The sequence below is a fragment of the Pseudomonas sp. NPDC087614 genome, assembly GCF_044743485.1.
Taxonomy (GTDB): domain Bacteria; phylum Pseudomonadota; class Gammaproteobacteria; order Pseudomonadales; family Pseudomonadaceae; genus Aquipseudomonas; species Aquipseudomonas baetica_A.
Map to the genome: position 1 here is coordinate 1 of NZ_JBIUWN010000001.1, position 26274 is coordinate 26274.

The window sequence follows — 26274 nt, forward strand, 5'->3', positions numbered from 1 at the left end:
CGGGGGAAGCAGCATCTTAAGTAATGCGGCTCTGCGTTCAGGTGAATAGTACGGCACGACCAGTCTCTTTCCGCCCCCGATATGCTTTTTTTGGAAAAACCGGAGAGGCGACAACTATCCTGACACCGGGGGGGTTGATCAGTGCAAAAAACGCTACCCGTGACAATTTCAGATGAGTCACGCGGTTCCATCTTTTGGGGTGTTTTGAGAATTTCTACCTGAATGTACGAGAATTGTAAGCAAACGGATAAAAAGGTTGGTGCCACTAGTTGGCCCGCCGATACTTACGAGCACCAAAGTAGGTCAACAAGGACATTTTCATGCTCGTTCTTCAAGGAACTCACTCATGACTATCGGCTATACCGGTGCTTGGCAGAGCAAGGCGGGTTTGCTGGTGCAGGACACCGGCAGTAGAGGCAAACAGGTGTCGCAAAGCACCAAGGTGAGGCAGATGCTGACCCTGGTCGGCAACGATCCGAATGCGCTGAACATCGCTGAGATGGACAAGCAAAAGCTGCACAAGAACATCAAGGGTTTCGACCCGGATAACGTGTCGGCGAAGCAGTTGGGCAACCTCAGTACATTCTTGCGCAGCAAAGGCCTGATTTCCGATCTGACGGCAATGACCCTGCTCAACGCCGGTGACAAGTTCGATCGTTTCGGGGTGCAGAAAGATCCGGATGCAAAGTTCAGTGCGCTGGAGTACTTCGCCACGCAACTCGATACCATTCAGACCAACGCGATCAAGGGCGACAAATACGCCAACGGTTTGATCCCCGAGTACAAGAAAGCCATTTACGTGCTGCAGAACCTCAAGACCTATGGCAAGGGTAACGGCACGACGCCGCCAACCGACAAAGGCGTCAGCTCCAAGGCGTGAGCGTCAGAAGAAGATGGCCCGTTCCAATCGCGACGGGCCAATGTGTTAATTCCAGCCTCCCCTGATATTGCGCTGAACCTCATCATGCAGGACCTGCATGCGCGGGCAATGCAGCTTTAGCGCGCATTGTCGGACGCCGCGATGAAAGAGCGCGAGCCAGCTCCCTTCCGTGTCGTCGCCGGGTGCCAGGCCGGTAAATACAAAGCCGATGGCCGTTAGCCTGTTCAGATCGCTGGCGAAATGGCGCGACAGTCTCAGGCGTATCGAAATCAGCCAATGTTGCGGTAATGCCTGTAACTGCTTGAGTAGGCTCGGACTCAGCTCCTTTAGCCGCATGTCATGCCGATCAGCGTGTTGTTCAAGTTGAACCGGTGCGCCACGCCAGGGAAGTGCATGCGTTCGCGTGCCGAATACACGACAAAGGTGCTGCATGAAAACCCGACAACTGGCTGGCCATGTCTGTCTGGGCAATGGGCGTTGATACCCGTCGATGACGCGACAACCCAGGACGATCGATTCAGGCGTTGGGCAGCCGAAGGGTGAAGGGACGTAATCCGGCAGCAGTCCGGTGTTGTGAAAACCGATATTGATTGCCATGCGTTGCGTGTACGGATGATGGGTCACTTGCTTGATTGAAACGTCGTGACAGCCAAGCGCTTGTGCGTGAATCAACAGTTGCTGGCCTAGACGCGTCGCGATGTTTTGTCCGCGGGTGTCAGGGTGAACGACGCTCAAGGCCAGTTCGGCACTGTGTGAGCCGTTGTCCCTGAACAGGGTCGCGTGCCCCAGGATCTGCTGTCCGACCACGGCGACCAGCGAGTGCCAGCGCTTGTCGCCGTGGTTTTGGCTGATCATGTGCGGCAGGTAGACATGGGGTTGCACGTAATGGTCGCCGTACACTTGCCGGAACAGTTGACTGACTGCCGCCGCATCGGTGTCGCGATAGTTACGCAGGATCAACGTTTCCATCAGGCGCCTCCTTGTCGTTGTGTTCGTAGCGGCGCCGATCCAGCACTCGCAGGCATTTGCCCGAACGCGGATGGCGTGGCAGATCTTCAAGCGTGCAGCTTTGGGTATGCAGATCCAGAAGTTGGTTTGCCTGCAATTGCGTAATCAACGGGTACCGTTCGATCAGCCCGGCCTTCAGGCTTCGGTTGACTTCATCCAGGTCGGGGGATCGAGTGCTTGGCACCCATTTCAGGCTCAACACATCCTTGTGCGCACTCTGTTCGATCACCAGTTGCCAGTCGTCACTGGCCGCGGTGCGCCGGACCAAATCGCCGATTTCATGAGGGATCAGTGACAAAATACCCAGCCGAACCCGTTGGCTGTTCGCACTGCGGCCCCTGAGCGCGAATTTGCGCCGCGCCGCGCCAACGGGCTCTCGCCAACAGGCGCGGTCGCCCACCGGGTAACGAATCAGTGGCATCAATCGACGTTTGAGGTGGGTGAGTACCAGTACACCGATCTGGTCACAGGCATCGATCACTTCACCGGACTGTTCGTCGATGATCTCCAGAATGATGTGGTCGTCACGCATTCGATGCTCGCCTTCGACACAGTCGTGGTGGCTGGCCCCGATGAAACCGGCATCGACGCTGGCGTAGCCAATCGAGCTGATGCGTGCGCTGGGAAACGCCAGATGGAGGCGTTGACGTTGCGAAGCGAACAGGCTTTCTCCGCCATAAAGCAGGGTGTCGACGCCGGGCAGTGTCTGCCCCCGACGATTGAGCCAACTGGCGAAGGTCAGCAGGTGCGCGGGTAGACCCGCCAGCACATTGATCGAGTGCTGCACCACGGCTTCGGCCAGAACGTCTGAGCCGACGTCGCCGGTGAACGGGAACTCGGTGATGTCTTGTGCGACGTGCGCCAATGAATCATGGATGAACAGGAAGCTGGCGTAGAGGTCGCCGGCAAAGAACAGGTTGGCTACCCGGTCACCGGATTTGAACTGCCCATTCAGGCTGTCGCCGAAGTCACTCACCAGTTGTCGCCATTCATCCTGGGTATAAACCGAGAGTTTGCCGGCGCTGGTGGAACCGCCGGTTTTAAAAACCAGTGCGTGTTCCACGGGCCCAGTCAACACTGGCCAAGTGTTGAGGCTCTGACTGTTGTTCCAGTAGGCAACAGGATCAATCAACGGCAGTTGCGCGAGTGATGTTTTTTTCTCGGGAATATCCGCGAAGTGTTTCCCGTAAAAGTGTGAGTGCTGACGAACGAACGTAATCAACTCGTTCACAGGATCGGTTGTTTCCATAGTGTTCTCTTTTATATAAAGGCCTGATCGAGTTAGCCGGTTTTTATTTTCGTCTTGAGTCAATCAGTAGCGGCGTCTTGCCGCTGTGTTTGTTTCGAGTGAAGTGTTCAGTCGGACAGACTTCAACTTTCAGTATTAAGAGTCCGGCTTCATAAACGGTCATCAGGGTCGAGTAGTTTGATAACCGGGTGTGTACCTGTGCCGCTTCGAGTTCACTGCGCACCAGGATTCGCTCGATGCCGTCGGGGGCATGATCCAGCAGCAGTTGGAACGGGACCTGCAGGTGCAACGCCAATTCGCTCAGTGAGATGAAGTCGGTGCCGAGGCGGATCAGCGTGCCATGCCGTTGCAGCAGTTCGAAGCGTGGCGACGTGAGTCCGCATTGGCACAGGCCGGGCACCCAGCGTCCGGTGTCGCCAACGTCATAACGCTGTACGGTCTGCCCTTGCCGAGCGATAGAGGTAAACAGCAGTCGACCCACCTGATTGCCAACGACGGGAAGATCGTCGTCAAGTGCGACGATTTCCAGCTGTTGGGTGTCATTCATCAGGTGGAACACACCGTCGCCCGTGGCTTGGCAAGCGTGACCGAGGGGGCCTGCGTCGACGCTGCCGTAAATCGCCGAGCGAATGCTGGAAACACCGCAATCGCTCAGTAGCGCCCGGTTCTGTTCGCTCAGGTGCTCGCCGCCAAGGAAAACCTTTTTGACTGCGCCATAGGCCTGCAACCTTTCGCGTTCGTTGAGGAACAGGCGATGCACGGTGCTGGGCATGCCCATCAGGACCGTCACACGCTGGTCAATGATCAGTTGGGCAATCTCGCGGTAATCGTCATCAGCCGGGGCTCCCATCGGCAAGTGCGTGATGTCCAGCAGTTCGAGCACTTTGGCAAAGCTGAGGAACCCCCCGTAGAGCCCGCCGCAGAAAAACAGATTCATCACCCGGTCTCGCGATGGGTCGAGACCGGCGGCAAACAAACCGTCAGCGGTTGCACGCATCTGCCGATGAAAGTCGCGGTAGCTGTAGCCGGACAGCGCCGGCGTGCCGCTGCTGCCTCCAGAGCGGAAGTACAACTGCGCCGTTGGGTTGAACGGCTGGTGGGTGAAGGCGTGTTTGTCCATGATCGGCTGGCCGGACAGCGGCGCGTTGAGCGGCGTGCGGTCGAGGGTGGCGTGGGTTGGCAGGACGGCGCCAGGCACGCTGACCGATACCCGTCGGCTGAGGCGTTGTAACGCGTAAACGCCATCATGCGGTTCGCCGTCGTAGCCGTCGTGGATGCCATCCACTGGCGCGATACGCGTCACACCAGCGCCGATCAGTGTTCGCGCCAATTCGCCGATATGCGGTTCGGCACACAGCAGCGCGCAGCTTTGTAGGACATTGCGCCAAGGCAACAGGGTGGCGCTGATCAGCGCGCGGGGCACAGGGTGCAAGAGCACGCTGCGAAACAGTGGCGACGGACTGAGTTGGCGGTTATGCGCCCAGATCACTCGCCAGCCCGACGCACTGAACACGCGACCGGTTTGCCGGGCGAAACTCTGCGCCAGGCGTGCCATGTGCGTGTGTGTGATGATTTGTGAGGCTTCTTCGGGCGTGGGCGACAGCGCCGGCCACTGCCCGCTGCGTCGTTCGAAAGCTTCAGCCAGGCGCTCGCCGATATCTTGCAACACCACCGGATCGTCACTGTCCACCAGCAACCATTGCGGGCTGGAGCAGGCCTGTTGATCCAGCCGGCAGACCTCATCGGCGACGGCATCCAGCGCCTGCGACGTGGCGGCATCGGGTGTCAGATAAACGAAGCTGATGCGGTGTCCCCAATCGATCCAGCGACAGCCAGCCGGGATCTGCTGGCGAATCGCGTGCAGGGCCGATTCGCCGCCCCAGGCCGCGACACCGTTGGCGCGTTTGCACAATGCCCCAATGTGTTCAGTTTTGACCGGCAAGACCGCCACGTAATTCGCGAGTTGACCGGTAAGATCGCATTGCACGAATGCACCGAGCAGTTGCGCGGTCAGGTTCCGATCGCTGCTGCTGGGGCGCAACCAGTTGACGTTGCCAGCCAGCAGGCTTTCCAGTACGGCGCAGAATGCCAGTAACGGCGCGTTGCCCGGGGTGATGTGCACGACCAGTCCGAGCGGGCTCCAACACTCGAAACACGCTTGCCGATAATTGATTCGGCGCAATGATTCAGGTTGCGTGCCGAGTTCGCGTTGCAATTTGACTTGCAACGCTTGCGGGTCGCAGAAAGCGATCAGGCTTTGTCGTTGCCCTGCATCGAGTACCGACGTGTAATCGGGGCTGCGCAATTGCTCGGCAAACCGTGCGGCAGCCGCCATCACGGTGTTGCTTTCAAGCGGCGTGCTCAGGTGTTGCACCAGGTCATGGTCGAGGTGTTCAAGCGCCTGGTCGAGCGTGGAATCGTTATGCAAATGGCCGTTGATCAAATACATATCAGTGCCTCCCCAATAACTCGGACGCCGCCATCGCGCAGCTTCTGCCTGCCGTAGTGCCAGCGCGGCCATGCAGTTCGAACCAGTCGCCGGCGAGTGAGCAGCCACAACTCGCGCCAGGGTGCAGTGTGGCCAGATCGCTCATCACCACGGCGTGCGCGGGGCTGGACGAGATATAGGGCGAGACAAATCCCAGCAAGCCTTGCTGGCCATAGGGCTGAACAGAGAAGTCCTGGGGATTGCGCACGAACACCTTCGAATAGACCGGGACATGGAAATGATGGTGCTCGCATTCGATGTAAGGCACGGCGTGTTCGACTGCGCCGTAACCATCGCGACAGCGCGACGTTTCGATGCCCAATTGCCGGTGGATGCGCGCATATAACTGCTGTCTGGGTATCTCTTGGGCCGCTTGGGTTTTCCAGCCACCACCGAAGAACGCCAACGAACCCGCGGGCAGTTGCAGATCGGGCACGCCGCTATCTTCCATCCGTTGCAGGGTTTGCCACAAAAATGCCGGAAAGCCGAGAATGCGCACCGCAAGACCTTCTTCGGCAAACGCCTGCAAGGCGGCAATGACACCAAACAGATCGAACTGATGGCCGTCCCCGCTGCTGCGCAGGGCGTAGACCACGCGATTGGCTGGAGCGAAACGGCATAGAAACTGATCAGTGAATGAGGTGCCCAGTGTGATGCGACCTTGCGGCTCATAACTGAGCAGCAGGTAGTTGCACGGCGTGTCCGGGGTATCCCAGCTGTAATGACGAAAGATCTGCGCGACCATGAATTGGGCCGCAGACAGGCTGCGTTCGTCATAGCGCATGCGACTTTTCTGGCCACTGGTGCCGGACGACGTCAGTTCCAGAGCCTGCTCCCCAGCGCGGCTGAGCAGCAGTTGCTGTTTGAAGAAGTTGGCAAAGATCGGCGGCAGACGTGACCAGTCATCCAGGCTGTCCAGATCGCTGGCCTCGATCCCGTTGGCGTTCAACCAGTGTTCGTAGCCCGGCGTCTGCTGGCAGTGATACCGGCTGATTTCAGCCATGGCCCGGTCAAACAGCCCCGAGGGTACTGAGTCCGGGCAATAGGGCTGTGTCAACGCGCAGAGCGCGTCGCTTGAGGGTAAGTGGATCATCAATAGTCCTTTATCGAGGAGGGGCGAAACAGTTCTTTGCGGCTCGCAAGAACCCGTGAAGCAAGGGCAGGCACATCAGGCCACTGAGCGCGGCGCAAATGGCGAAGAGTTCGAGACGTGTGCCGCCACCGATCGCCGCAATGATCGAGCCGCCGACACCCATCACGGCAATGGAAAGCATGCCGATCATGGCTGAGACAAGACCTTTGCTGTCGTCAGTACTGAATAGCGCCAGGCGATACAGCGCGGCATTGCTGATACCCAGTCCAACGGCGTACAGCGACAGACCGGCCACCACTGGCCCCACACCTGCGCCAGACAGTGCGCAACCTATCAGTGTCAGCAGGCCCAGGCAGAACGGCCAAAGCGCCAGACGAATCAACTGTGGTAACGCGTGAGTGACCAGCAAGCGGTCGAGAATCAGGTTGCCAACGATCACGGCAGAGAAAATCGGGATTTGCCATAGTCCGTACTCAAGCGGCGTCAGGCCCTGCAACTGGATCAGCAGCAACGGTGCCAGGCCGATCCAGGCGATCAAGGGCAGACTCATCAACCCTAGTGCGAGGCTTGCGCCGAGAAACCTCCGGTTGCCGAGCAGGGTAAGGTAGCGCCGGCGGATCTGGCGCAAGGAGAAGGGCTCCGGCGCTTGCAGGCTGCCATCTCGGCGCACAACGCCGACGGTCTCCGGCATGTAGGCATAGAGCCCCAGCCACACGGCGGCGGCTGCCAGACCCAGGCCCAGAAACAGATCGCGCCAAGTCAGCCATTCCAGCAATAGACTGCCGAGTATCGGCCCCAGCAGCGGCGACAACAGCGCAACGTTGCCGAGCAGCGCCATCAAGCGCACAGCATCGGCCTCGCTGAACACTTCCTGAAGCGCCGGATAACTGACCGCCACAACAAAACCCACGCCCATGCCTTGCACCAGTCGCAGCACATTGAACGCTTCTATGCTGTGGATGGTGAAAGCGGCTGTGCAAGCGGCGGCGAACAGCGCGCAGCCGATCAACAACACGCGCCGTCGTCCCCAGTGATCGGATAGCGCTCCGATCAACCACTGCAGGCAAACACCCCCCAGTAGATAAAGATTGAAAGCATTGGGTACATGACGGGCATCGGCCTGTAGTTGCGCGGTAACGTTCAACATGGCCGGCATGATCAAGTCACTGGCCATATAAGTCAGTAACTCAAAAGCCGTAAGGGCCAGACAGAATCCGATAACTTGTCGTGGGGCGATTTTAATCAATGTTCTCTGCATGGACTTCCTTGTTTATAGTCGCGGAAAAGTTTGCAGAGACTAGGCGGAGGTGCTCTTGTCACCTAGCGCTTTGCTGAGACATTAAATTTCAAATGCTTGCAGGTTATTTAATGGATCAGAAAAGTTGTGAGGCGCACTAAGTTGTCGGCGAGTTGTGATAAAACAATGCCCGCTGAATGGCGGGCATTGTTTACAGGGTCGGTTTTGTGCGCTTCCACCTGCCGCAATTATTGGTAAACGGGCAGGGTGAACGACTTCCTTCTAACGATGTTGATAATAGCCAGGGCCTCCCTGGTAATGGCGATGGTGATCACCATGCCAGCCGCCGTGGGGGAAAATGATGCAACCACTCAGGGTCAGCAGGGCAAGAACCGGAATCAGCCAGGTGATTCGACGCAGCATTTCAAAAATCCTCATGGTTACGCCGTCATGAAGCCAAAACTCTTCAGCGGCTGTAATATGAGACCCCGTTTGCAGCGGCGCATCCCCGTAAAACGGTAAGCGCATGGCATGCAAGCGGATACAAACCGGATACATTCCAAAGTTTCAGGAAGCCGCAATGACCCAGAAGCAACGCTTGATTTTTTCGATTGTGATCGCCGTGTCCGTGCTGGCAATCATGCTCGGCCTGTCCTGGCTGCAAAACGCCGGCATGATCAGTGAGAAGACATTTCAGTACATCGCCATCGGTGTGGCGGTGGTCGTGGTCGTGATCAACGGCGTGATGCGCCGCAAGGTCAAACCCTGACGGCGCTCGCCGCACGCATCAATCGTTGTTGAGAACGGCAGCAGCCTGCGGATGCAGGCTGTAGCTCTTGTCTGCATTGAAGGTGATCACACCCTCGGCGCACAGACGCTTGAGGACTTCGCGCACACTGAGAAACGACAGCGGAATACCCAGATCCAGCAATTGGCTGTGGACGCCGCGCACGCCCAGATGCCGATCATTTTGGGCCGCAACCAGCAGGGCGTCGATGACTTTCAGACGGATCAGGCTGGTGCGCAGACCGAAGCTTTTCAGCAGTAACCGGATACGTTCATTGCCGTGACGGTCGACGCGTTGCCCGAAATCGCTCGCGTGGGGGCTCATGGAAGCTCCTTGTGGGGCCTGGCTACCGTCCGTTGGTAGTTGCGAGTTGTACATGCGATTACTCCTTTTCAGAGCCTGATCGGGAAAGGTTTTTGACGGTCTTTCAAACAAGACGTATCAACCCGACAAATCATGAAAGAAAAAATGTAGAAATTTTGTCGGAAATTCGTCCTCTCTGTGTAATCACGGCACATAACCGCTGTTGCGAGGGCTAAATTTTTTTCTACAGGTTCGTCTCCATCACAGGCTCATTGCGCGTGGACGCATGGGTGTTTCCAGAGCGGACCCGCGGCCCCTCACTGGCTTGGCGCAGCAACGCCGGGTCCGCTCTTCGGTATTTCGATCAGGAGCGAGCGTGATTATTTCCAGGCACTTAACCAGACTGACCTCTGCCGGTATGTTTCTTGGGCTGAGCCTGTCGGCCCATGCGTTCAGCCCGGCCCTCGATACCAGCGCCGAAATCCGGCGCACCGGTTTTGGCGTGCCGCATATCCGTGCGCAAGACGAACGTGGTCTCGGTTTCGGGATCGGATACGCCTACGCACAGGACAACCTGTGTCTTTTGGCCAATGAGATCGTAACGGTCAATGGTCAGCGTTCACGTTATTTCGGGCCGGAGCAGTTCACCGTCGAACAGCGCGAAAACCGTGTCAGCGATGTGTTTTTCACCTGGCTCAATACACCTGAAGCGGTCAACGAATTCTGGCGGGCGCAACCTGTTCAGGTGCGGGATCTGGTGCAGGGGTATGCCGCCGGCTATAACCGCTATCTAGCCCAGCGCCGTGAGCAGGGCCTGCCGCAACAATGTCAGGGCGAGTGGGTGCGCGATATCACGCCTCAAGACCTGGTGAAACTGACGCGTCGCCTGTTGGTCGAGGGGGGTGTCGGCCAGTTCGCCGAAGCCCTGGCGGGCGCAACGCCGCCTCATGCCACGGCTCGGGTTGAACACGTCAGTCACGCCTACGCGTTGGCCGACGCCCGCCTGCAGCGCTTCGCACTGGACCGTGGCAGCAATGCCGTGGCGGTGGGCAGTGAACGCTCCTTCAACGGTCGCGGGATGCTGTTGGCCAACCCTCACTTTCCCTGGGTTGGCGGTATGCGTTTCTATCAAATGCACCTGACCATTCCTGGCAAGCTCGATGTCATGGGCGCGGCCTTGCCGGGATTGCCGATGATCAACATTGGCTTCAACCAGCACCTGGCCTGGACTCACACAGTCGACGCTTCCAGGCACTTCACCTTGTATCGGCTGCAACTCGATCCGAAAGACCCGACGCACTATTTGCTCGACGGTCAATCAGTGCCGATGAGCAAGCAGACGGTGACCGTGCAGATCAAACAGGCTGATGGGCAGGTAGTGCCGGACGTACGTGACGTCTATAGCTCGAAGTTCGGGCCGATCGTGCAGTGGCCGGGCAAGCTCGACTGGGATAATCAGTTTGCCTACAGCCTGCGTGATGCCAACCTCGATAACGATCGTGTGCTCAAGCAATGGTATGCAATGAACCAGGCTTCCTCGCTCGAGCAATTGCAGAACTCGGTGCACAAGATCCAGGGAATCCCGTGGGTCAATACGCTCGCAGCGGATGACAAGGGGCAAACGCTGTACATGAACCTGTCCGTGGTGCCGAACGTCAGCCGTGAAAAACTGGCCAGGTGCAGCGACCCGCGAGCCGGTACCAAGATGATCGTGCTGGACGGCGCCAACAGCGATTGCGCCTGGGACATTGATCCGAAAGCAGCGCAAAAGGGTATTTATGCGTCCAGCCAATTGCCGCAATTGCTGCGCAAGGACTTCGTCCAGCACTCCAACGATTCCGCTTGGCTGGCCAACCCGGCGCAACCGCTCACCGGTTTCTCACCGCTGATCAGTCAGGAAGGCCAGCCGTTGGGCTTGCGCTCCCGGTTTGCGCTGGAGCGTCTGGCTGGCCTGAGTAAAAAAGGGTCGGTGGCGGTGCAGGATCTGCAGCAAATGGTGATGGATGATCAGGTCTATCTGGCGAGCCAGGTTGCACCGGATCTGTTGGCGTTCTGCGCCACCGATCTTGGTGCCGATGCGCAAACACTGAAACCGCTGTGTGCCAGCCTCAAGGCGTGGGACGGTCGGGCCAATCTGGATGCGGGCCTGGGCCTGGTGCATTTCCAGAACATCATGCAAGCGTTGCAGACGTCAGGGGATATCTGGCGCGTGGCCTTCGATCCGAAAGACGCACAACACACACCGCGCGGTCTGGCTGTCGAGCAGCCAGCGGTGGCCAAGGCACTGCGTGAAGCGATGCTGGCGTCGGTCGCGTCGGTCGACAAGATGGGCCTCACGCCGCAAACCCGTTGGGGTGATATTCAAGTGGCCAGCAGTGGTGGGCAGCAGACGCCGATTCATGGCGGACCGGGTACGCTGGGGATCTACAATGCCATCCAGAGCGTGCCCCGCGAAGACGGCAAACTTGAAGTGGTCAGCGGCACCAGTTATCTGCAAGTCGTGACCTTCGATGAGAAAGGTCCGCACGCGCAGGGACTGTTGGCGTTCTCGCTGTCCAGCGACCCGGCATCGAAGTATTCGCGGGACCAGACCGAGGCGTTCTCTAAGAAACGGTGGAGTGTGCTGCCGTTTACCGAACAGCAGATTCAGGGGGATGCGCAATATCAGGTGCAAACCATTCACGGTTCGCTGGGCAAGGCGGCAGAAGTGGCTGCGCAATAAGTACAGCGTTCATTGAGCCAGGCATGAAGGCCGCACCCCGTAAGGGCGCGGCCTTCAGCTTTTTGGCGGTTGCCTGGGTATCGAATTGATTACCGGGTTGCCTTCCTTGTTGCGCGTCAGGTAGACGGGCAAGACTTTGGGCAGTGAGTGGGCGAGGTTGTCGAGTTCTTTGATGTTGTAAATGCCGCCCACCCGAATCGAACCGGTGTGGGTGTCGGCGAGCATCAACGGCTTGGCCAGATAGCGGTTGATCAGCGGCAACGCGTCATCGAGAGCCATGTTGTCCAGCACCAGTTTGCCGCTGCGCCAGGCCAGTGATGTGTCGTTGGGGTAGGTCTGGCTGACCTGCGGCGTGTAGTCGCCGTGTCTGTAGCGTGCCTGCATGGACGGCCCGAGACGCAAACCATCGCCCGGCAACGCGGTGTTGCTGCTCACCAGCACCGAGCCTTCGATCAGGTTGACCCGCACTTGATCCTCATACTTCCAGACGTTGAAACGCGTACCGGTTACCCGAATCCGGCCCTCGCCGGCACGTACGATGAACGGGCGAGACAGGTCGTGACTGACCGCAAAGTACGCCTCACCTTTTTTCAGGGTGACTCGCCGTTCGTTTTTGTAATTGCTGAAGGTCAGATCGGTGTTCAGGTTCAGTTCGAGCTGACTGCCGTCACTGAGCGTGACCTGGCGGACATTGTCGGTGGCTGAGAGATGCTGATAGCTGTTGGGTAGCCAGCCAAGATTCCATCCGGTGTAGGCCGCCAGCGGCAACGTGAGCGCGCAGACCGTCGCCGCTATAACGTATTGACGCCACGAGCGGGCTGGCTGGGCAATCGGCGGAGCAACGGCAGGTTCGGGGCGTGGCAGGTGTCCGGCAACGTCCCAAATCTCCAGCATGGCCTCATACTCGAACGCATGCAGCGGATGCGCGGCGTGCCAATGCTCAAAAGCGCGACGCTCTTCATCTGTGCAGTCAGCGGCGTGCAGGCGCATGCACCAGTGCGCAGCGGCATCGGTGACGGCATCGTATTCGGCTTCCGAGAGAGTGTCTTGGGTCATTGAGTCGTCCTGATTTCGCACATTCTAACCTTGACGGGAAGTGGCCGAGAACATCAGTCATGGCATTTGCCCATCAAAACGGAAACTATTTTTTCTCGGCTACCCAACCAGAAGGACTGATTCGCGTACCCGAGTGATGGCTGTGAAGGCGTGCGCAGGTTTCGATCCCTGCGCATTTTTTTGTGCTTTTTCAGGGGCGCGGCACCGGATCCAGTTGCCGACCCATCTCGCAAACGAGGCGGGCGATGGAGTCGGCGTTGCGCAAAATCACATCGATGCGCACATCCGCTGAGTGCCTATCAAGAAACGCATCGCGCGCCTCGTCCATGGTCGGGGTGAGGGTCAGATCGAGAATGTCTTTGCTGATGTCCTCAGCCCCCGGGATTTTATCCAGACTGACAAATGAACCTTTTTTCCTGCTCCAGCGTGCAAACAGCGTTTCGCGCGGGGTCGTGAGCGACAGCGCCTGGGTCTGGAGGTCTACCAACTCCTGCTCGATAGTCTGGCCGTACACCGTGAGGGTTTCGATCAAGTCGTGAAACGGGCGCCGTGCCTCCAGGGTGGCAATATCCTTGGCCTTGGAATACTGGTGGGCAAACTCGTGGATCAGTGTCGCTGCTTGGGCGTGGCCATCAATGTCGAAAGGCTCGATGAGGGACGGTGCATACCAGCTCAACTGCGGGTTGAAAAAGTTTTCGGTGAAGTGAACCATTTTGCGGTGGTCGTCGTTCAGCACAAACGCAATGACGCAGGACTGGAAAGCATTGGAGCCCACAACGAAGCGATCTGTGTTCAACAGATCATCGTCGGGATCCACCAACGCCCGGCAAATGGGCACGATCGCCTTGTTGAGTTTGCTCAGTAAACCGCTATCGACTTGGGCCACGCCGAAAAACACTTTGAGAAATCCATCCAGGCGGGTGCCAGGAACGTTGGCTTTCAACTGGGCCAGATTGTGCAGGCTGTTGAATGCATAGAAGCGGGCAAGATCAACAGCGTGCTGCAGTATTTGCGCTTTCTGGGGATGGTTGCGGCGTATCTCCTTCATACCGATGGCTTCGATGTTCAGCATGACCCTGCGATCCAACTCCAGGGTGTATCGCTTGTGCAGTCTGGAGATTGCTTTGCCGTAGTGCACCGCATGGCGATCGGGCGCCAGCAAGAGTCGCGAGCCGGTCAACCGTAACGACGGACCGGGCTTTTCATCGTCAAGAATCTGCCAGACCGCCCCGGGTTGGTCGACACGATGAACCTTGCCGTCGATAGCGGTATACGTGCGCTTGGTGATCGGATCCTCATACGTGCCGTTTTTCGCGTCACGCTTGAGGTCCTCAAGCGCCACAGCCGTGTTTTCAAACGCCTGTAACTCGGTGCGCCTGGGTGACGTTAAACGGATCTGCGACCACGCCGGGGCCACCAGGGCGGGCGAGTTCGACAATGCGTCAACGTTACCGGCGGTGCTCTCTGTTTTGGTTGAAGAAAGAATGGAGAGCGCGGATTCTGCTGAGGCGGCGCTTTCGCTCGTGAGGCGGCCCAGACTGATCATCTGCACTGCGCCGTCGATAAATGATTTCAGGGCTTGCGTCCAATGATGATCCTGCAGGTTTTCAGCCGAATTCTTGAAATCCTTGTATGCCTGCCAAAGGAATGTCACGTACGAGAGCTTGCCCGGCAGCAACCCCGAGATCGGATGGGGGCCATGACTGAACAGGTTTTTCGCCGCTTCCCAGTCGTCTTGAGCATGGCTGAGCGCCTGGCAACTCAACAATTGCGGCAGCAGTTTGAGATTGTCACTGAAGAGCCTGTGCAACAGGTTGCCGGTAATGGCACGGCCCGACAGTGTCATTTCGCTGGTTTCGCCGACGCTCGCCTGCCAAAGCCCCCGAAATACCGATTGCTGTTCGATCGGCAGCCGGCGAATCACCAGATCCTGAAAGCTGCCTGGCGTGTTCACGGCCGCGATCAGGCTCTTCTCATCGGCGAATTCGCGAAAAAGCTCTTGCGCATAGGGCGCATAAAGGACCATTGGCCCCGGCTGACCGCCGCCCGGGCCAATGATGTAAAGACCAAGCGCTTCGACAGCGCTTGCGCCTGCTGTTTTGACCAGCGACAACGGATATGCCGTGGCATGAGCGCCCTCAACGGTTGCCCGTGCTATGCCGTCCGGTATGTCCAGCACTTGGCAAAGGTAATCGAAGGCGCTGGCTGACAATTGCTGTTGCAGTTTCAATCCATGTGCATGTTGCAACAGTTGCCAGGGCGTCTGCCGAATGAAGCGCTCTTTGCGTGCTTGGGCCTGAGCAGGGTCACCGGAGAGCGCATCGGTAATTTTTCTGGCGAAAGTCGTCGGAATCGCCAGCGACAACAACAGTTGCCGGACGGTATTTTGATCCAGGCCTGCAGGGAGTGGTTTTGTCGTCCTTGCGGCGACTTTGAAGCCGGTGCCCTGGGCGATGTTGATGTGGTTCAACGCAAAATCGGTGAGCGCGAGGGCAGGGCCCGCCAAGGCCAGATTGGGGATGATCTCGATGTCTTGCGGCTCGAGCGGGTTGCCTTTGAATCGAGCGTCGAGCAATGACTTCAACGTCTGACTGACGTAATCGGCCAGAGAGGGCAGGCCGCTGAGGTAGTCCTTGTGATCGACCACGCTGCGGCGCCATTGCTCAAGCAGTTCGAGATGCAACTGTTGCTCGTCCACGGGTGCCATACCCAGCCAGGCGGGTAGCGATTGTTGCTGGTTGATGGCCGTTGCCAGGTGAATCGTTCGCAGCAGGTTGGTATCGATTGCCGTTCTTTTGAGCGTGGCCAGGGCTGGGGCGCGTCCGGCGCGGTCCTTCAGGCGTTCGCGTACCGCATCGCAACGTGCAAGGAAGTGCTCAATGCCAGATTGTGCGCGGTTGTGCAGAATATTGTCCTCGATCAACCGTAAGGGACCCAGGGTGTACGCCTGATGGTGCTGGCGTGCCTGGGGCGCAAGGTTTTCCAGAAAAGCCAGACGCGCCACGCTGTCCTTCAGTCTTCGGCCCAGCGCCTGCCGCGCAACAGCAATATTGGGCAAAACTTCCAGCCCCAGCGCGGGTGTCCACACAATCACCCTTCCCGAGTGCAGGTCGTCGAGCCCGCCACGTTCTGTCAGCAAAACGCAATGAGCCAAAGGCAAAGGCTCTTTCGCACCGGGACTTTCCAGGCTGAGTGACCAGGCGTCGGGGCGAAATCCATTGAGTGAACGTCTATTGTCACGGCTGGGCTGATCGGGATGGAACACGGTATCGACAATTGCCTGCTCGGCCGTTTTAAGCGAGCCACTGAGCACCCTCAACGCCGCTTCACCGGTTACCCCGACAAACAGCGAGTGGGCCAACTGTGATCTCATTTTCTCAAGGTAACTGCGCTGCTCCTTTGCGGTGGTGGGCTGCCCCCTGAAGGAGCCCGTGAGCAAGGCATCGATGCCATCGCATGTTCTCGCGACTTCCCGGGCCCTGTGTGCCAGCACCCTGGACGGTTGTTGCACGCCGGCCAGCACCGGCCTTGTCGACCACCGTTTACCGGCATCCAGCGCCAGCAACCGCTCATTGATCATCGAGCGGATATCCAGGGCTTTATCGAACATGGCATGGATATCAACGCAGCCATCGCTGTGGCGGTAAACCTGCAAGGCAAATTCGATGCTTTGCCTCTGTTTGGTGATGATGGCCTCGAACAACACATTGAAAATATCGCCGCCGATGCTTTCGCCACTCACCTGAGGCCGGTCGAAGCCAATAAAGCGTTGACGCTCTTCAAGGTTCAACAAGCCGTAGAATTCGTCCTCGTGCCCAGGCGCGCGCAGTTTGCTCAACACGGTATCTTTCAGATCGTTGTAATCCTCAAGCACCTGCAAACCCATGGTCGGTGTGTAAAGACAGGCGTCTGTGTGGCTGATCATCAAAGAGCCCGCCAACTCGACATAGTTGGGCTCGTACTCCCACAGGCGCACTTTTTCGAGGATCGGGCGAGGGGTCGACAAGGCCGCCGGCTGAATCATCTGGTGCAGGGTGGCGAATTGACTGGCGTCGAGGGTGCCGGTTTCGCGCTTGATCATCAATTTGGCGCGTGCCTGTTCTTTCAGTGCTTCACCGAAGAAGACACGCCGTGTTGATCCCTGCGTAGCGGGAGCGTTCCAATAGCCTTCAATTTCGTGAAACAGCAGCATCTGCAACTTGCCCGATGCCTGTTGCAGCGCCTCTTCCCAAATTATCTGATCACCTTTGACCGGCACATGCCCGGGGTTGGAGAACTCATGCAATTGATCCGGCGGCCAGCTTCGATGCCGGTAAAGCATCAGCACGGCTTCGCTCAGGCTTGTTGAGTCATGCCAGTGCCGGGCCGGTTCCGAACCTGAGGCGGTGTCAGGGTTGGTGACGGCGGCGTCCGTGTAAAAATTGACTCGGGTTTGCCTCTGCTTCAGGTCGGGGAAACCGGCTTTCAACAGATCATCAAGGATCGTTTCTATCAGGGAGGTGAGCGAGGGCAAACGCTTCAACTCGCCAAGCATGGCCGCCGCGTTCAGTTTCTGGCACGCCAGAATGGCGCTCTTCTGGCTATCGAAAATATCCCCCTCGATTGTTTCGTAGCTCAGCGTAAGGCTGCTCTGTTCGACCACTTCTCTGCGCTGGGATAAAGCGAGAAAAGCCAGCAACTGATCCTCTTCTTTGGCTTCCTCCAAGCGTTTTTCGAGTAACGCCTCTAGGGTCGCAAGGCTGTCGTATTTCTGGATGCCATCGTAAGGGGTGTAGAGGATTGCGCCCTTGTCGTCGGGGGTTTCGCTGATGATGAAACTGCCGGCCAGCCTGATGGGCGCAGCCGTGCCGGCGCTGATGCGAATGTCTCGGGCGAGCATCGGCGGCGATTGCTCGCTGCGTAGCGCGTGTGTGGCCAGTTTCACATGGGCCAGCCATCTGAAGTCTTTGCTGTTGAGGTTGTGGGATTTGCCTGTTTTTTCCCAAAGACCGGGAAAGTTCAGGGTTTCGGGGAACAGCAGTGGGGCGGCTGTCTCAGGCATCATCGGGTCTCGGTAGGGCGCGCTGGGCGCAAAAAATGAGGCCAGAGACTAAGCGGTGTGGTGCGGGCAGAGGCGGTAGATAGTTATCGCATTGCGAGCGCGAGCGCGGGTCATGCTGTTGCAGGGTTGACAGGGGGGCGCTTGGGCGTGGTTAATCGGTTCGCAAGTTGTCGGTACGCTGTTGTTCCCTCCAATCATCATTCTGGAGCTTCAGATGTCTGCGCCACTCAACCCTGTGTCTTCTGCTGCCTCGACCTCGTTAACTTTCGAAGCGCTGACGCAATTGCTTGAAACGATTTTTCTGCGCCATGGCACGTCGACGGAGGTCGCCAAGGTGCTGGCCGCCAACTGCGCCGGGGCCGAACGTGATGGTGCCCACAGCCACGGCGTGTTCAGGATTGCGGGCTATGTCTCGACCCTGAAAAGCGGCTGGGTCAACGGACATGCCATACCGCAGGTCGAAGACGTCGCCTCGGGTTTCGTGCGCGTCGATGCCGGCAACGGTTTTGCCCAGCCAGCGCTGGCAGCCGCCCGGCCGTTGCTGGTTGAGAAGGCCCGTAGCGCGGGGATCGCAGTGTTGGCGATTCGCAACTCGCATCACTTTGCAGCCCTGTGGCCGGATGTCGAACCCTTCGCTGAAGAAGGTCTGGTGGCACTGAGCGTGGTCAACAGCATGACCTGTGTGGTGCCCCACGGCGCTGATCGGCCACTGTTCGGCACCAACCCGATTGCCTTTGCCGCGCCACGGGCCGGCGCTGCCCCGATTGTCTTCGACCTGGCCACCAGCGCAATTGCTCATGGCGACGTGCAGATCGCTGCGCGCAAAGGCGAACGGCTACCGGCAGGTATGGGCGTGGACAGCCTCGGTCAGCCAACCCAGGATCCCAGGGCGATTCTCGAAGGCGGGGCGTTGTTGCCGTTTGGCGGCCACAAGGGTTCGGCGTTGTCGATGATGGTGGAGCTACTGGCAGCGGCGCTGACCGGCGGCAATTTCTCATTCGAGTTCGACTGGTCAAACCATCCCGGCGCCAAAACGCCGTGGACCGGGCAGTTGCTGATCGTGATTGACCCGAGCAAAGCGGCCGGTCAAGGATTTGCCGAACGCAGCGAGGAACTGGTGCGCCAGATGCACGGTGTCGGGCTTAAACGATTGCCGGGTGATCGTCGGCATTTGCAGCGTGCCAGATCGCAGGCCGAGGGCATTGTGCTGGATGAGCAAACCCTGGCGCAGTTGCGGGAACTGGCCGGTTATTGAGTTTTGCGCCGACATGAAAAAGGCGAGTCACCAGACTCGCCTTTTTCATGTCGCACGGGGCTTAGCGGCGACCGAGCAACAAACCGACCACCAGACCGAAACCGGCCGAGATGGCCACGGTCTGCCACGGATGGCCACCGATGTAGTTCTCGGTGGCATCGATGGCCGGTTTGGTGCGATCGCGCACGCTCGATACCGAATCCAGCGCTTGCTGCAGTTTCAGAGTGATTTGGCCGCGCAAGTTCTCCGCTTCCTCTCCAACCAGTGAAGCACTGCTCTTGAGCAGTTTGTCGGACTCTTCGATCAGCGCCTGAAGTTCGCTGAAGGCTTGATCCTTGATTTGATCCTCGGCGTTTTGCGCGGCGGATTTGCGGGCCATTGGGTGACTCCTTGCAGGTGAATGGACAGTGATCAATGGAGTCCGGCGTCAGCTAAAAAGTTGCACTGAATTTAGCTCAGTGACAAAAACCTGCGCGGGAGATTTCCGCCGAGCGTGTAAGATGTCGCCATTTTACGCAGCAGGATAATTCCCCATGAGTTTCAATCTGGCCGACAAATCCCTCGCAGAGCGCGCCGCGCTGGAAGACGAGAAATCCCGTCTGTTCGAACTCTGGCAGAACAATCTGGGCAAAGCCAAAGGCGAAGCTGCGCGTTTGTTCGGCGAACGCGCCAAGCGCAAGGGCAAATGGGCCGAGTGGGTCCGGGCTGAGCTGGACGGCATGTCGCCGCCGGAGTTTGCCAATATGGTGCGCAGTGAAGTCAACCGCTTGATGGCCGCCAACAAGTAACGCGTTTTACCTGAAGCAGGCTGCAATCGCCTCGCGGACCTTGACCACCACGGGATCGATCTGTGTGCTGGTGCGCCAGCCCAGTTCAATCGGATAACGCGGCAAGGCCAGCGGGCAGGCCAGTAGCGCCAGACCGCTGAGTGCGGCGATGCGCTCGGCGGCATGTGCCGGGATCGTCGCCACCGCCTGACTGCCCTTGAGCAGGTACGGCAGCGCCGCGAAATGCGTTGTCGAGGCACACACCCGGCGACTCAAGCCCAGCGCCGCGAGCCCTTCATCGGTGATCCCGATAAAACCACCGGACGACACCAGAATGTGCTCGCGGGCGACAAACTCTTGCAGAGCGATCTGTTGCTGGCCGGGCGCAAGGCTCACCGGATCGACCAGGCACGCATAACCCCCTTCACCCAACACCTGACGGCTGAGCAGGCGTTCGGCAAAACCGCCAGCGGTGATCGCCAGGTCGATGCTGCGCTCCATCAGGGCGCGGGCGACGATCTGGCTGTGGGTCTGACGGAAGATCAGTCGCAGTTTCGGTGCGCTTCGGGCGATTTCTTCGATCAAGCGCTGGCCGTAGGCGATCTCGAAATCGTCCGACAGGCCCACCGTGACGGAACGGCCTTCATACTGATTGGCTGCGGGATCGACCATCGCCAGGCTTTGCCGGCATTTGTTCAGCGCCTCGCTGACCACCGGTTTCAGTTGATTGGCCTTGAGCGTCGGCGCCAGGCCGCGCCCGGTGCGGACAAACAATTGATCGCCATAGACCTCGCGCAAACGGCGCAATGCCGCGCTGACCGCCGATTGCGTCACGCCCAGACGCAGCGCCGCGCGGCTGGCACTCGACTCTTCATGCAGGGCTTCGAAGACTTTGAGCAGGTTGAGGTCGACGGTGGTGATATTCATATGGCTCATATCATTCAGCAGTAAACGGGGCTTTATTCATGATCACGCCGCGCTGGAGAATCAGCAACACCTGATCTTGATGGAGTGAGCGTCATGCCTAAATCAATCGTTGCTGCGCTGCAAATCGGCGCCTTGCCCGGTGGCAAAGGCGACACCCTGGAACAGATTCTCAGTTGGGAAGCGGCGATCGCTGAATCCGGCGCGGCGCTGGTGGTGATGCCCGAAGCTTTGCTCGGCGGGTATCCGAAAGGTGAGGCTTTTGGCACGCAACTGGGTTATCGCTTGCCCGAAGGTCGCGAGGCGTATGCGCGATATTTCGCCAACGCCATCGATGTGCCGGGGGTGGAAACCGAAGCGCTCGCCGGGTTATCTGCGCGCACCGGGGCCAATCTGGTGATCGGCGTGATCGAGCGCGCCGGCAGCACGCTGTATTGCGCGGCGCTGTACTTCGATCCGCAGGCCGGGCTGCTCGCCAAACACCGCAAACTGATGCCCACCGGCACGGAACGGCTGATTTGGGGCAAGGGCGATGGCTCGACGTTGCCGGTGCTCGACAGTCAGGTCGGCAAGCTTGGTGCGCTGGTGTGCTGGGAAAACATGATGCCGTTGCTGCGCACGGCGATGTACGCCAAGGGCGTGGAGGTCTGGTGCGCCCCGACCGTCGATGAGCGCGAGATGTGGCAGGTCAGCATGCGCCACATCGCCCATGAGGGCCGTTGCTTTGTGGTCAGCGCCTGTCAGGTGCAAGCCTCACCGAATGAACTGGGCGTGGAGATTGCCAACTGGCCGGCGGATCGTCCGTTGATTGCCGGGGGCAGTGTGATCGTCGGCCCGATGGGCGATGTGTTGGCGGGGCCATTGCGCGGCGAGGCGGGGTTGCTCACTGCCGAAATCGACACTGACGAGTTGGTGCGCGCGCGATATGACTACGATGTGGTTGGCCATTACGCCCGGCCGGATATCTTCGAGCTGAGCGTGGACGAACGGGCCAAACCTGGCGTGCGTTTCACCGGCTGATAAAAAACCTGTGTGAGCGTGTTTGCTCGCGAAAGCGTGTTTACGTTCAACAGTGATGTTGTCTGTTACGCCGTCTTCGCGAGCAAGCCCGCTCCCACAGGGGGTTTGTGTTGTGTTCGGGGTTATCGCGGGTGCAGCCATTCTTCGCGGGTGATTTCCCAGGTTTCCTGGGGGGCGAATCAGACGCATCCCGGCGCGCGCCGAGAACGTGCCAGGTTAACGCATTTTTACCACGTCGCGGCGCTGGTCTTGGGCAGGCTGAGTTTGCCGCTGTCGACAAAGCGCATGGTGCCGAACAAGCCGCCCGCGAGCTTGCCGCGCAGCACGTAGGGCAGGTTGTCGAGGGTTTGCGTCTGGCTCAGGCCGAGGGTCTGGCGCAGAACGGAAAACGCCGAAACGCTGACCGGTACGCTGACGATGGCTTCGGAGAACCGCGCAATCGAGCCGCTCTGGTCGCTCACGCCGGAGGCCAGTGAATGGCCGTTGACCTCCAGATCCAAGGCAATGCCGTTGTAGTCGATCGCGGTTTCGTTAGGGTTTTGCACGCGCAATTTGATGGCGAAGCGTACTTCCAGATCCTGACTGGCCAGCGGTTCGATACCGACCACATTGATGTTCACCGGGTCGCGGTTGGGGAACAGCGCGCAGGCACTGAGGGAAAGCACAAGCAGGGACAGGATGACGGCGTGGAGGCGGCGCATAAACAGTCTCTCAACAAAAAAGGGCTGAACCGTTGCCGGCTCAGCCCTTTTTCGCAGGCGTAGCGTTTAGCGGTTCAACTGTGCGACAGCCGCCAGTGAGGCAGGTTCACCTTTGGCCGCAACGTCCGGGTTTTCCATGACTTGAAGAATAGAGGCTTCCGGGTCGAAGTCATCTTCTTCCAGTTCGATGAATTCTTCCGGCAGGAAGATGTTCAGCACGATAGCGCACAACGCACCGACGGTGATCGGCGATTCGAAGATGTTGCGCAGTGCTTGTGGCAACTCGCGCAGGACTTGCGGCACGGCAGCGATGCCCAGGCCCATGCCGAGGGAGATCGCCACGATCAGCATGTTGCGCCGATGCAGGCCAGCCTCGGCGAGGATCTTGATCCCGGCCACGGCCACGGTGCCGAACATCACCAGTTCGGCGCCGCCGAGTACCGGCTTGGGCATCAGTTGCAGCACCGCGCCAATCATCGGGAATAACCCCAACACCACCAGCAGGCCGGCAATAAAGAACGCCACATAGCGGCTGGCCACGCCGGTGAGCTGAATCACGCCGTTGTTCTGGGCGAACGTCACCATCGGCATGCTGTTGAACACGGCGGCCATGGCCGAGTTGAGACCGTCGGCGAGCAGCCCGGACTTGATCCGGCGGATGTACAGCGGGCCTTTGACCGGCTGCCGGGAGATCATCGAGTTGGCGGTCAGATCGCCCGCCGCTTCCAGCGGTGACACCAGGAAAATCACCGCCACCGGCACGAACGCCACCCAATCGAAGTTGAAACCGTACTTGAACGGCACGGGCACGCTAACCAGCGGCACTTGGGGCAAACTGGCGAAATCGACGGTGCCCATCAGCCACGCGACGACGTAGCCGAAGGTCAGGCCGATCACAATCGCGCCCAAACGTAGGAACGGCACATCGACCCGGTTCAGCACCACGATGGTGCCCAGTACCAGCGCCGCCAGAAAGAGATGGCTGGCCGCGCCCAGATCCGCCGCGCCGAAGCCGCCGGCAATGTCGGTCATCGCCACTTTGATCAGCGACAGGCCCATCAGCGTGATGATCGTGCCGGTCACCACCGGGGTGATCAGCATGCGCAACTTGCCGATGAATTGGCTCAGCACCACTTCAATGAACGCGGCGAAAAAGCACACACCGAAGATCGTTGAAAGAATCTCGTCGGTACCACCGCCCCGTGCCTTGACCATGAACCCGGCACTGAGGATCACGCTGATAAAAGAAAAACTGGTGCCTTGCAGGCATAACAGACCTGAGCCTACCGGGCCGAATCGCTTGGCTTGCACGAAAGTGCCGAGGCCGGAGACGAACAGCGCCATGCTGATCAGGTAGGGGATTTCGCTTTGCAGACCGAGAGCACCGCCCATGATCAGGGTCGGCGTGATGATGCCAACGAAGCTCGCCAGCACATGTTGCAACGCGGCAAATACCGTGGCGGTGAGGTTCGGTCGGTCGTTTAGGCCGTAGATCAGATCGTTGTTGCGCGGGGCTTTTTCAGAGGCGGTCATGGTGTTTTGCGCGCCGTGAGGCGGGGCCGGGTCAGAAAATGGAGGCGCAGAATGCCGGAAGAGGGCGGCGAGGGCAACGCAATAAAACTGCCTGAAAGGTCAGCTTTTGTGGTGCGCCTGCCAAATCGATTCAAGCAAACGCGTGGAGCAAATCCTCTTCAAAGGCAATCTGCGCATCGCTGGGGGCATCGTCGGTAAACAGCGGGTGACCTGTTGCGCACAGCCGCTGTTACAGCAGTAAACGCTCCATCTCGCCGGGCATCGCGCTGATCAACTCGATGCGCACAGATTCATCTCGCTCGCGAAAGCGTCGGATCGTTTCGGCGACCCGTTGCAAGACCGATTGATCAACGGCCTCGCAAATGCCCAAACGCACCTCACCGATCAGGCGCCCGGCAACACCGTTGGATTGATGACGAAAGACTTCAATCGATTCAAACAACGTGCGGATGGCGATCAGCAGTTGCTCGCCCTTGGGCGTGACGCTGCACCCGCCCTTGCCACGGCTGCACAGGCGATAACCCAAGCGAGTTTCCAGTTTGGCCATTTGCTGGCTAATCATGCTTCCCCTATCCAGGCTGTGTTTCCCCGCGCTGTTGTTGTCCGTGGCCATCCATGCCCACGCTGAGGACAAGACCCTCAACCTCTACAGTTGGGCGGATTACGTGCCGCCGGCAACCTTGCAGCGTTTCGAGCGGGAAACCGGCATTCATGTGCGCTACGACACCTTCGATACTTGCGAAGTGCTGGAACCGGGCATGGACGTCGTTGAAGTGGCCCCGGCTTACGATCATGCGCAAGTGACTTCCTTGGCGGCAGCGACATTGGCCATGGAAATGCTCTGCCTGTACGCCGCCAAACACAAAGTCGACCTCTAAAACATCAATGGCCCCTGTGGGCGCGAGCAAGCCCGCGCCCACAGAAAAAGCCACAGGATGCAGAAGGCCATCGTGGCATACTCCCGCGCATGACTTTCGACTCCCCTCTAAGCGCCTGGCAGCATGCCATCGAACACAAGGGCTTCATCCAGGATGAAGCTCAGGAACATGCCGTCTTTGCGCTGCAAAAATGCCATGAAGCCCTGCGTGCCGATGCGCGTTCGGTCACTGGCGTCTATCTGTGGGGGCCGGTCGGGCGCGGCAAGACCTGGCTGATGGATCAGTTTTATCAGAGCCTGCGAGTGCCGGCGCGGCGTCAACACTTCCATCACTTCATGGGCTGGGTGCACCAACGCTCGTTTCAATTGACCGGGATCGCCGATCCGCTGCGGGCGCTGGCTAAAGAGTTAGCCGCCGAGGTGCGGGTGCTGTGTTTCGATGAGTTGTTCGTCAACGACATCGGCGACGCGATCATTCTCGGTCGGCTGTTTCAGGTGATGTTCGACGAAGGCGTGATGATTGTCTGTACCTCCAACCTGCCGCCGGATGATTTGTACGCCGATGGCTTCAATCGCGACCGTTTTGTCCCGGCAATCGCCGCGATCAAAACGCATATGCAAGTGGTGGCGGTGAACGGCGCCGAGGATCATCGCTTGCATCCGGGCGCGATCCAGCAGCGTTATTTTGTCGCTATACAAGGCGAGGCCAGCGCCTTGAAACAGGTCTTTGAAGCGCTGACGGAGGGGCAATCCTCTCGTACTGATCCCGTGACGGTCGGCCATCGGCTGTTGAACGTGGTGCAAAGCACTGAAATGGTGTTGTGGTGTCGTTACGCTGATCTGTGCGAGCAACCCTTCGCCGCCATGGATTTCATCACGCTGTGCGACCGTTACCGGGCTATTGTGGTGAGCGACGTGCCGAACCTCAGCGCGCAGAAACGCGAGGGCCGTATCGCTCGTGGCACCGAAGATGGCGCCGAGCGGGTAGCGGCGGGCGATCGGCAATTGCCGCAGCTGTCGGTTCACGACGATGGCGTACGGCGCTTCATCGCCCTGGTTGACGAGTGCTACGACCGCAAGGTGCCGCTGTACGTCGAGGCGCAGGTGCCGATGGAGGCGCTGTATACCGAGGGCTATCTGCAGTTCCCGTTCCGCCGCACGCTCAGTCGCTTGCAGGAGATGCAGTTGCAGCGTTTTGCCGACGCTTGAATGAAAAGGGCGCCACCATGACCCCGCCGCCATCCATCATTCGAACGAATTCCTTTGCGTGGGCGATGCCGGGTTGCGTGCGCAGGATTTCGCCGAAGCCGGTTGGACACAAGAGGTGATCCTG

At 58.9% G+C, this 26274-nt stretch carries 20 protein-coding genes and 3 pseudogenes; 9 read left to right on the plus strand and 14 right to left on the minus strand.

The window, feature by feature from the left end; translation table 11 throughout:
* Positions 1-346 precede the first annotated feature (346 nt).
* Positions 347-880, plus strand: a complete 534-nt coding sequence (locus ACIOWA_RS00005; RefSeq protein WP_221731624.1) for a hypothetical protein — start codon at positions 347-349, stop codon at positions 878-880.
* A 45-nt stretch (positions 881-925) separates the two neighbouring features.
* On the opposite strand, the gene ACIOWA_RS00010 is transcribed toward ACIOWA_RS00005, so the two are convergent.
* The 6 genes from ACIOWA_RS00010 to ACIOWA_RS00035 form a co-directional block, all read right to left on the minus strand.
* Positions 926-1849 (minus strand): GNAT family N-acetyltransferase, encoded by a 924-nt coding sequence (locus ACIOWA_RS00010; protein WP_221731625.1) that lies wholly within the window; start codon positions 1847-1849, stop codon positions 926-928.
* Positions 1827-3137, minus strand: coding sequence for a phenylacetate--CoA ligase family protein (locus tag ACIOWA_RS00015; protein ID WP_401157536.1), 1311 nt, complete (start codon positions 3135-3137; stop codon positions 1827-1829). Before ACIOWA_RS00015 ends, ACIOWA_RS00010 begins: the two co-directional genes overlap by 23 nt.
* Before the next feature lie 43 nt (positions 3138-3180).
* Complete coding sequence (locus ACIOWA_RS00020) at positions 3181-5586, minus strand: aldehyde dehydrogenase family protein (RefSeq protein WP_401157538.1); 2406 nt, start codon at positions 5584-5586, stop codon at positions 3181-3183.
* A gap of 1 nt (position 5587) precedes the next feature.
* Positions 5588-6718: an acyl-protein synthase gene (locus ACIOWA_RS00025; RefSeq protein WP_401157540.1), complete on the minus strand. Its 1131-nt coding sequence runs from the start codon at positions 6716-6718 to the stop codon at positions 5588-5590.
* Between the two features lie 10 nt (positions 6719-6728).
* Complete coding sequence (locus tag ACIOWA_RS00030; protein ID WP_401157542.1) at positions 6729-7976, minus strand: MFS transporter; 1248 nt, start codon at positions 7974-7976, stop codon at positions 6729-6731.
* A 261-nt stretch (positions 7977-8237) separates the two neighbouring features.
* Complete coding sequence (locus tag ACIOWA_RS00035) at positions 8238-8378, minus strand: hypothetical protein (protein ID WP_221731630.1); 141 nt, start codon at positions 8376-8378, stop codon at positions 8238-8240.
* Between the two features lie 157 nt (positions 8379-8535).
* Here ACIOWA_RS00035 and ACIOWA_RS00040 point away from each other — a divergent pair, with 157 nt between their 5' ends.
* On the plus strand, positions 8536-8724 hold the full coding sequence (locus tag ACIOWA_RS00040) for a hypothetical protein (RefSeq protein WP_221731631.1): 189 nt from the start codon (positions 8536-8538) through the stop codon (positions 8722-8724).
* Positions 8725-8742: 18 nt separating this feature from the next.
* Here ACIOWA_RS00040 and ACIOWA_RS00045 read toward each other — a convergent pair whose 3' ends face one another.
* Positions 8743-9120, minus strand: coding sequence for a fe2+ zn2+ uptake regulation protein (locus ACIOWA_RS00045; RefSeq protein ID WP_339465762.1), 378 nt, complete (start codon positions 9118-9120; stop codon positions 8743-8745).
* A 301-nt stretch (positions 9121-9421) separates the two neighbouring features.
* Between ACIOWA_RS00045 and ACIOWA_RS00050 the strand changes: the two genes are divergently transcribed.
* Positions 9422-11767: an acylase gene (locus ACIOWA_RS00050; RefSeq protein WP_401157544.1), complete on the plus strand. Its 2346-nt coding sequence runs from the start codon at positions 9422-9424 to the stop codon at positions 11765-11767.
* Between the two features lie 54 nt (positions 11768-11821).
* Here ACIOWA_RS00050 and ACIOWA_RS00055 read toward each other — a convergent pair whose 3' ends face one another.
* Positions 11822-12823 carry a FecR family protein gene (locus ACIOWA_RS00055; protein ID WP_401157546.1) on the minus strand — a complete coding sequence of 334 codons (1002 nt, stop codon included), beginning with the start codon at positions 12821-12823 and terminating at the stop codon, positions 11822-11824.
* Between the two features lie 190 nt (positions 12824-13013).
* Positions 13014-17864: a dermonecrotic toxin domain-containing protein gene (locus ACIOWA_RS00060; RefSeq protein ID WP_401157548.1), complete on the minus strand. Its 4851-nt coding sequence runs from the start codon at positions 17862-17864 to the stop codon at positions 13014-13016.
* 214 nt (positions 17865-18078) lie between these two features.
* Here ACIOWA_RS00060 and ACIOWA_RS00065 point away from each other — a divergent pair, with 214 nt between their 5' ends.
* On the plus strand, positions 18079-19119 hold the full coding sequence (locus ACIOWA_RS00065; protein ID WP_339465756.1) for an Ldh family oxidoreductase: 1041 nt from the start codon (positions 18079-18081) through the stop codon (positions 19117-19119).
* A gap of 61 nt (positions 19120-19180) precedes the next feature.
* On the opposite strand, the gene ACIOWA_RS00070 is transcribed toward ACIOWA_RS00065, so the two are convergent.
* On the minus strand, positions 19181-19498 hold the full coding sequence (locus ACIOWA_RS00070) for a DUF883 family protein (RefSeq protein WP_339465752.1): 318 nt from the start codon (positions 19496-19498) through the stop codon (positions 19181-19183).
* A 154-nt stretch (positions 19499-19652) separates the two neighbouring features.
* Here ACIOWA_RS00070 and ACIOWA_RS00075 point away from each other — a divergent pair, with 154 nt between their 5' ends.
* Positions 19653-19907 carry a hypothetical protein gene (locus tag ACIOWA_RS00075; protein ID WP_038363082.1) on the plus strand — a complete coding sequence of 85 codons (255 nt, stop codon included), beginning with the start codon at positions 19653-19655 and terminating at the stop codon, positions 19905-19907.
* A gap of 6 nt (positions 19908-19913) precedes the next feature.
* Here the strand turns inward: ACIOWA_RS00075 and ACIOWA_RS00080 are convergent, their stop codons facing one another.
* A complete protein-coding gene (locus ACIOWA_RS00080) occupies positions 19914-20822 on the minus strand; it encodes a LysR family transcriptional regulator (protein WP_401157551.1) in 909 nt (302 codons plus the stop codon).
* Between the two features lie 84 nt (positions 20823-20906).
* On the opposite strand from ACIOWA_RS00080, the gene ACIOWA_RS00085 reads away from it, so the two are divergent.
* Positions 20907-21830: a carbon-nitrogen hydrolase family protein gene (locus ACIOWA_RS00085; RefSeq protein ID WP_401157553.1), complete on the plus strand. Its 924-nt coding sequence runs from the start codon at positions 20907-20909 to the stop codon at positions 21828-21830.
* A 227-nt stretch (positions 21831-22057) separates the two neighbouring features.
* Here ACIOWA_RS00085 and ACIOWA_RS00090 read toward each other — a convergent pair whose 3' ends face one another.
* The 3 genes and pseudogenes from ACIOWA_RS00090 to ACIOWA_RS00100 all read right to left on the minus strand — a co-directional run.
* Positions 22058-22531 carry an LEA type 2 family protein gene (locus ACIOWA_RS00090; protein WP_339465738.1) on the minus strand — a complete coding sequence of 158 codons (474 nt, stop codon included), beginning with the start codon at positions 22529-22531 and terminating at the stop codon, positions 22058-22060.
* Between the two features lie 66 nt (positions 22532-22597).
* A complete protein-coding gene (locus tag ACIOWA_RS00095) occupies positions 22598-24064 on the minus strand; it encodes a nucleobase:cation symporter-2 family protein (RefSeq protein WP_339496148.1) in 1467 nt (488 codons plus the stop codon).
* A 232-nt stretch (positions 24065-24296) separates the two neighbouring features.
* Positions 24297-24629 (minus strand): annotated as a pseudogene (locus ACIOWA_RS00100) (LysR family transcriptional regulator); the annotation flags it as partial.
* On the opposite strand from ACIOWA_RS00100, the pseudogene ACIOWA_RS00105 reads away from it, so the two are divergent.
* The 3 genes and pseudogenes from ACIOWA_RS00105 to zapE all read left to right on the plus strand — a co-directional run.
* A pseudogene (locus ACIOWA_RS00105) lies at positions 24625-24816 on the plus strand (spermidine/putrescine ABC transporter substrate-binding protein PotF); the annotation flags it as partial. The pseudogenes ACIOWA_RS00100 and ACIOWA_RS00105 sit on opposite strands and share 5 nt — an antisense overlap.
* Positions 24817-24819: 3 nt before the next feature.
* Positions 24820-24942 (plus strand): annotated as a pseudogene (locus ACIOWA_RS00110) (arginase family protein); the annotation flags it as partial.
* Between the two features lie 89 nt (positions 24943-25031).
* Positions 25032-26150 (plus strand): cell division protein ZapE, encoded by a 1119-nt coding sequence (gene zapE, locus ACIOWA_RS00115; RefSeq protein WP_401157556.1) that lies wholly within the window; start codon positions 25032-25034, stop codon positions 26148-26150.
* Positions 26151-26274 lie beyond the last annotated feature (124 nt).

Excerpts from the sequence above, each read along its gene's own strand:
- zapE (WP_401157556.1), top strand. The coding sequence starts at position 25,032 with ATGACTTTCGACTCCCCTCTAAGCGCCTGGCAGCATGCCATCGAACAC.
- ACIOWA_RS00010 (WP_221731625.1), bottom strand. The coding sequence starts at position 1,849 with ATGGAAACGTTGATCCTGCGTAACTATCGCGACACCGATGCGGCGGCA.
- ACIOWA_RS00005 (WP_221731624.1), top strand. The coding sequence starts at position 347 with ATGACTATCGGCTATACCGGTGCTTGGCAGAGCAAGGCGGGTTTGCTG.
- ACIOWA_RS00095 (WP_339496148.1), bottom strand. The coding sequence starts at position 24,064 with ATGACCGCCTCTGAAAAAGCCCCGCGCAACAACGATCTGATCTACGGC.
- ACIOWA_RS00070 (WP_339465752.1), bottom strand. The coding sequence starts at position 19,498 with ATGGCCCGCAAATCCGCCGCGCAAAACGCCGAGGATCAAATCAAGGAT.
- ACIOWA_RS00030 (WP_401157542.1), bottom strand. The coding sequence starts at position 7,976 with ATGCAGAGAACATTGATTAAAATCGCCCCACGACAAGTTATCGGATTC.
- ACIOWA_RS00025 (WP_401157540.1), bottom strand. The coding sequence starts at position 6,718 with ATGATCCACTTACCCTCAAGCGACGCGCTCTGCGCGTTGACACAGCCC.
- ACIOWA_RS00060 (WP_401157548.1), bottom strand. The coding sequence starts at position 17,864 with ATGCCTGAGACAGCCGCCCCACTGCTGTTCCCCGAAACCCTGAACTTT.
- ACIOWA_RS00080 (WP_401157551.1), bottom strand. The coding sequence starts at position 20,822 with ATGAGCCATATGAATATCACCACCGTCGACCTCAACCTGCTCAAAGTC.
- ACIOWA_RS00035 (WP_221731630.1), bottom strand. The coding sequence starts at position 8,378 with ATGCTGCGTCGAATCACCTGGCTGATTCCGGTTCTTGCCCTGCTGACC.
- ACIOWA_RS00015 (WP_401157536.1), bottom strand. The coding sequence starts at position 3,137 with ATGGAAACAACCGATCCTGTGAACGAGTTGATTACGTTCGTTCGTCAG.
- ACIOWA_RS00065 (WP_339465756.1), top strand. The coding sequence starts at position 18,079 with ATGTCTGCGCCACTCAACCCTGTGTCTTCTGCTGCCTCGACCTCGTTA.
- ACIOWA_RS00085 (WP_401157553.1), top strand. The coding sequence starts at position 20,907 with ATGCCTAAATCAATCGTTGCTGCGCTGCAAATCGGCGCCTTGCCCGGT.
- ACIOWA_RS00045 (WP_339465762.1), bottom strand. The coding sequence starts at position 9,120 with ATGTACAACTCGCAACTACCAACGGACGGTAGCCAGGCCCCACAAGGA.
- ACIOWA_RS00090 (WP_339465738.1), bottom strand. The coding sequence starts at position 22,531 with ATGCGCCGCCTCCACGCCGTCATCCTGTCCCTGCTTGTGCTTTCCCTC.
- ACIOWA_RS00020 (WP_401157538.1), bottom strand. The coding sequence starts at position 5,586 with ATGTATTTGATCAACGGCCATTTGCATAACGATTCCACGCTCGACCAG.
- ACIOWA_RS00040 (WP_221731631.1), top strand. The coding sequence starts at position 8,536 with ATGACCCAGAAGCAACGCTTGATTTTTTCGATTGTGATCGCCGTGTCC.
- ACIOWA_RS00055 (WP_401157546.1), bottom strand. The coding sequence starts at position 12,823 with ATGACCCAAGACACTCTCTCGGAAGCCGAATACGATGCCGTCACCGAT.
- ACIOWA_RS00075 (WP_038363082.1), top strand. The coding sequence starts at position 19,653 with ATGAGTTTCAATCTGGCCGACAAATCCCTCGCAGAGCGCGCCGCGCTG.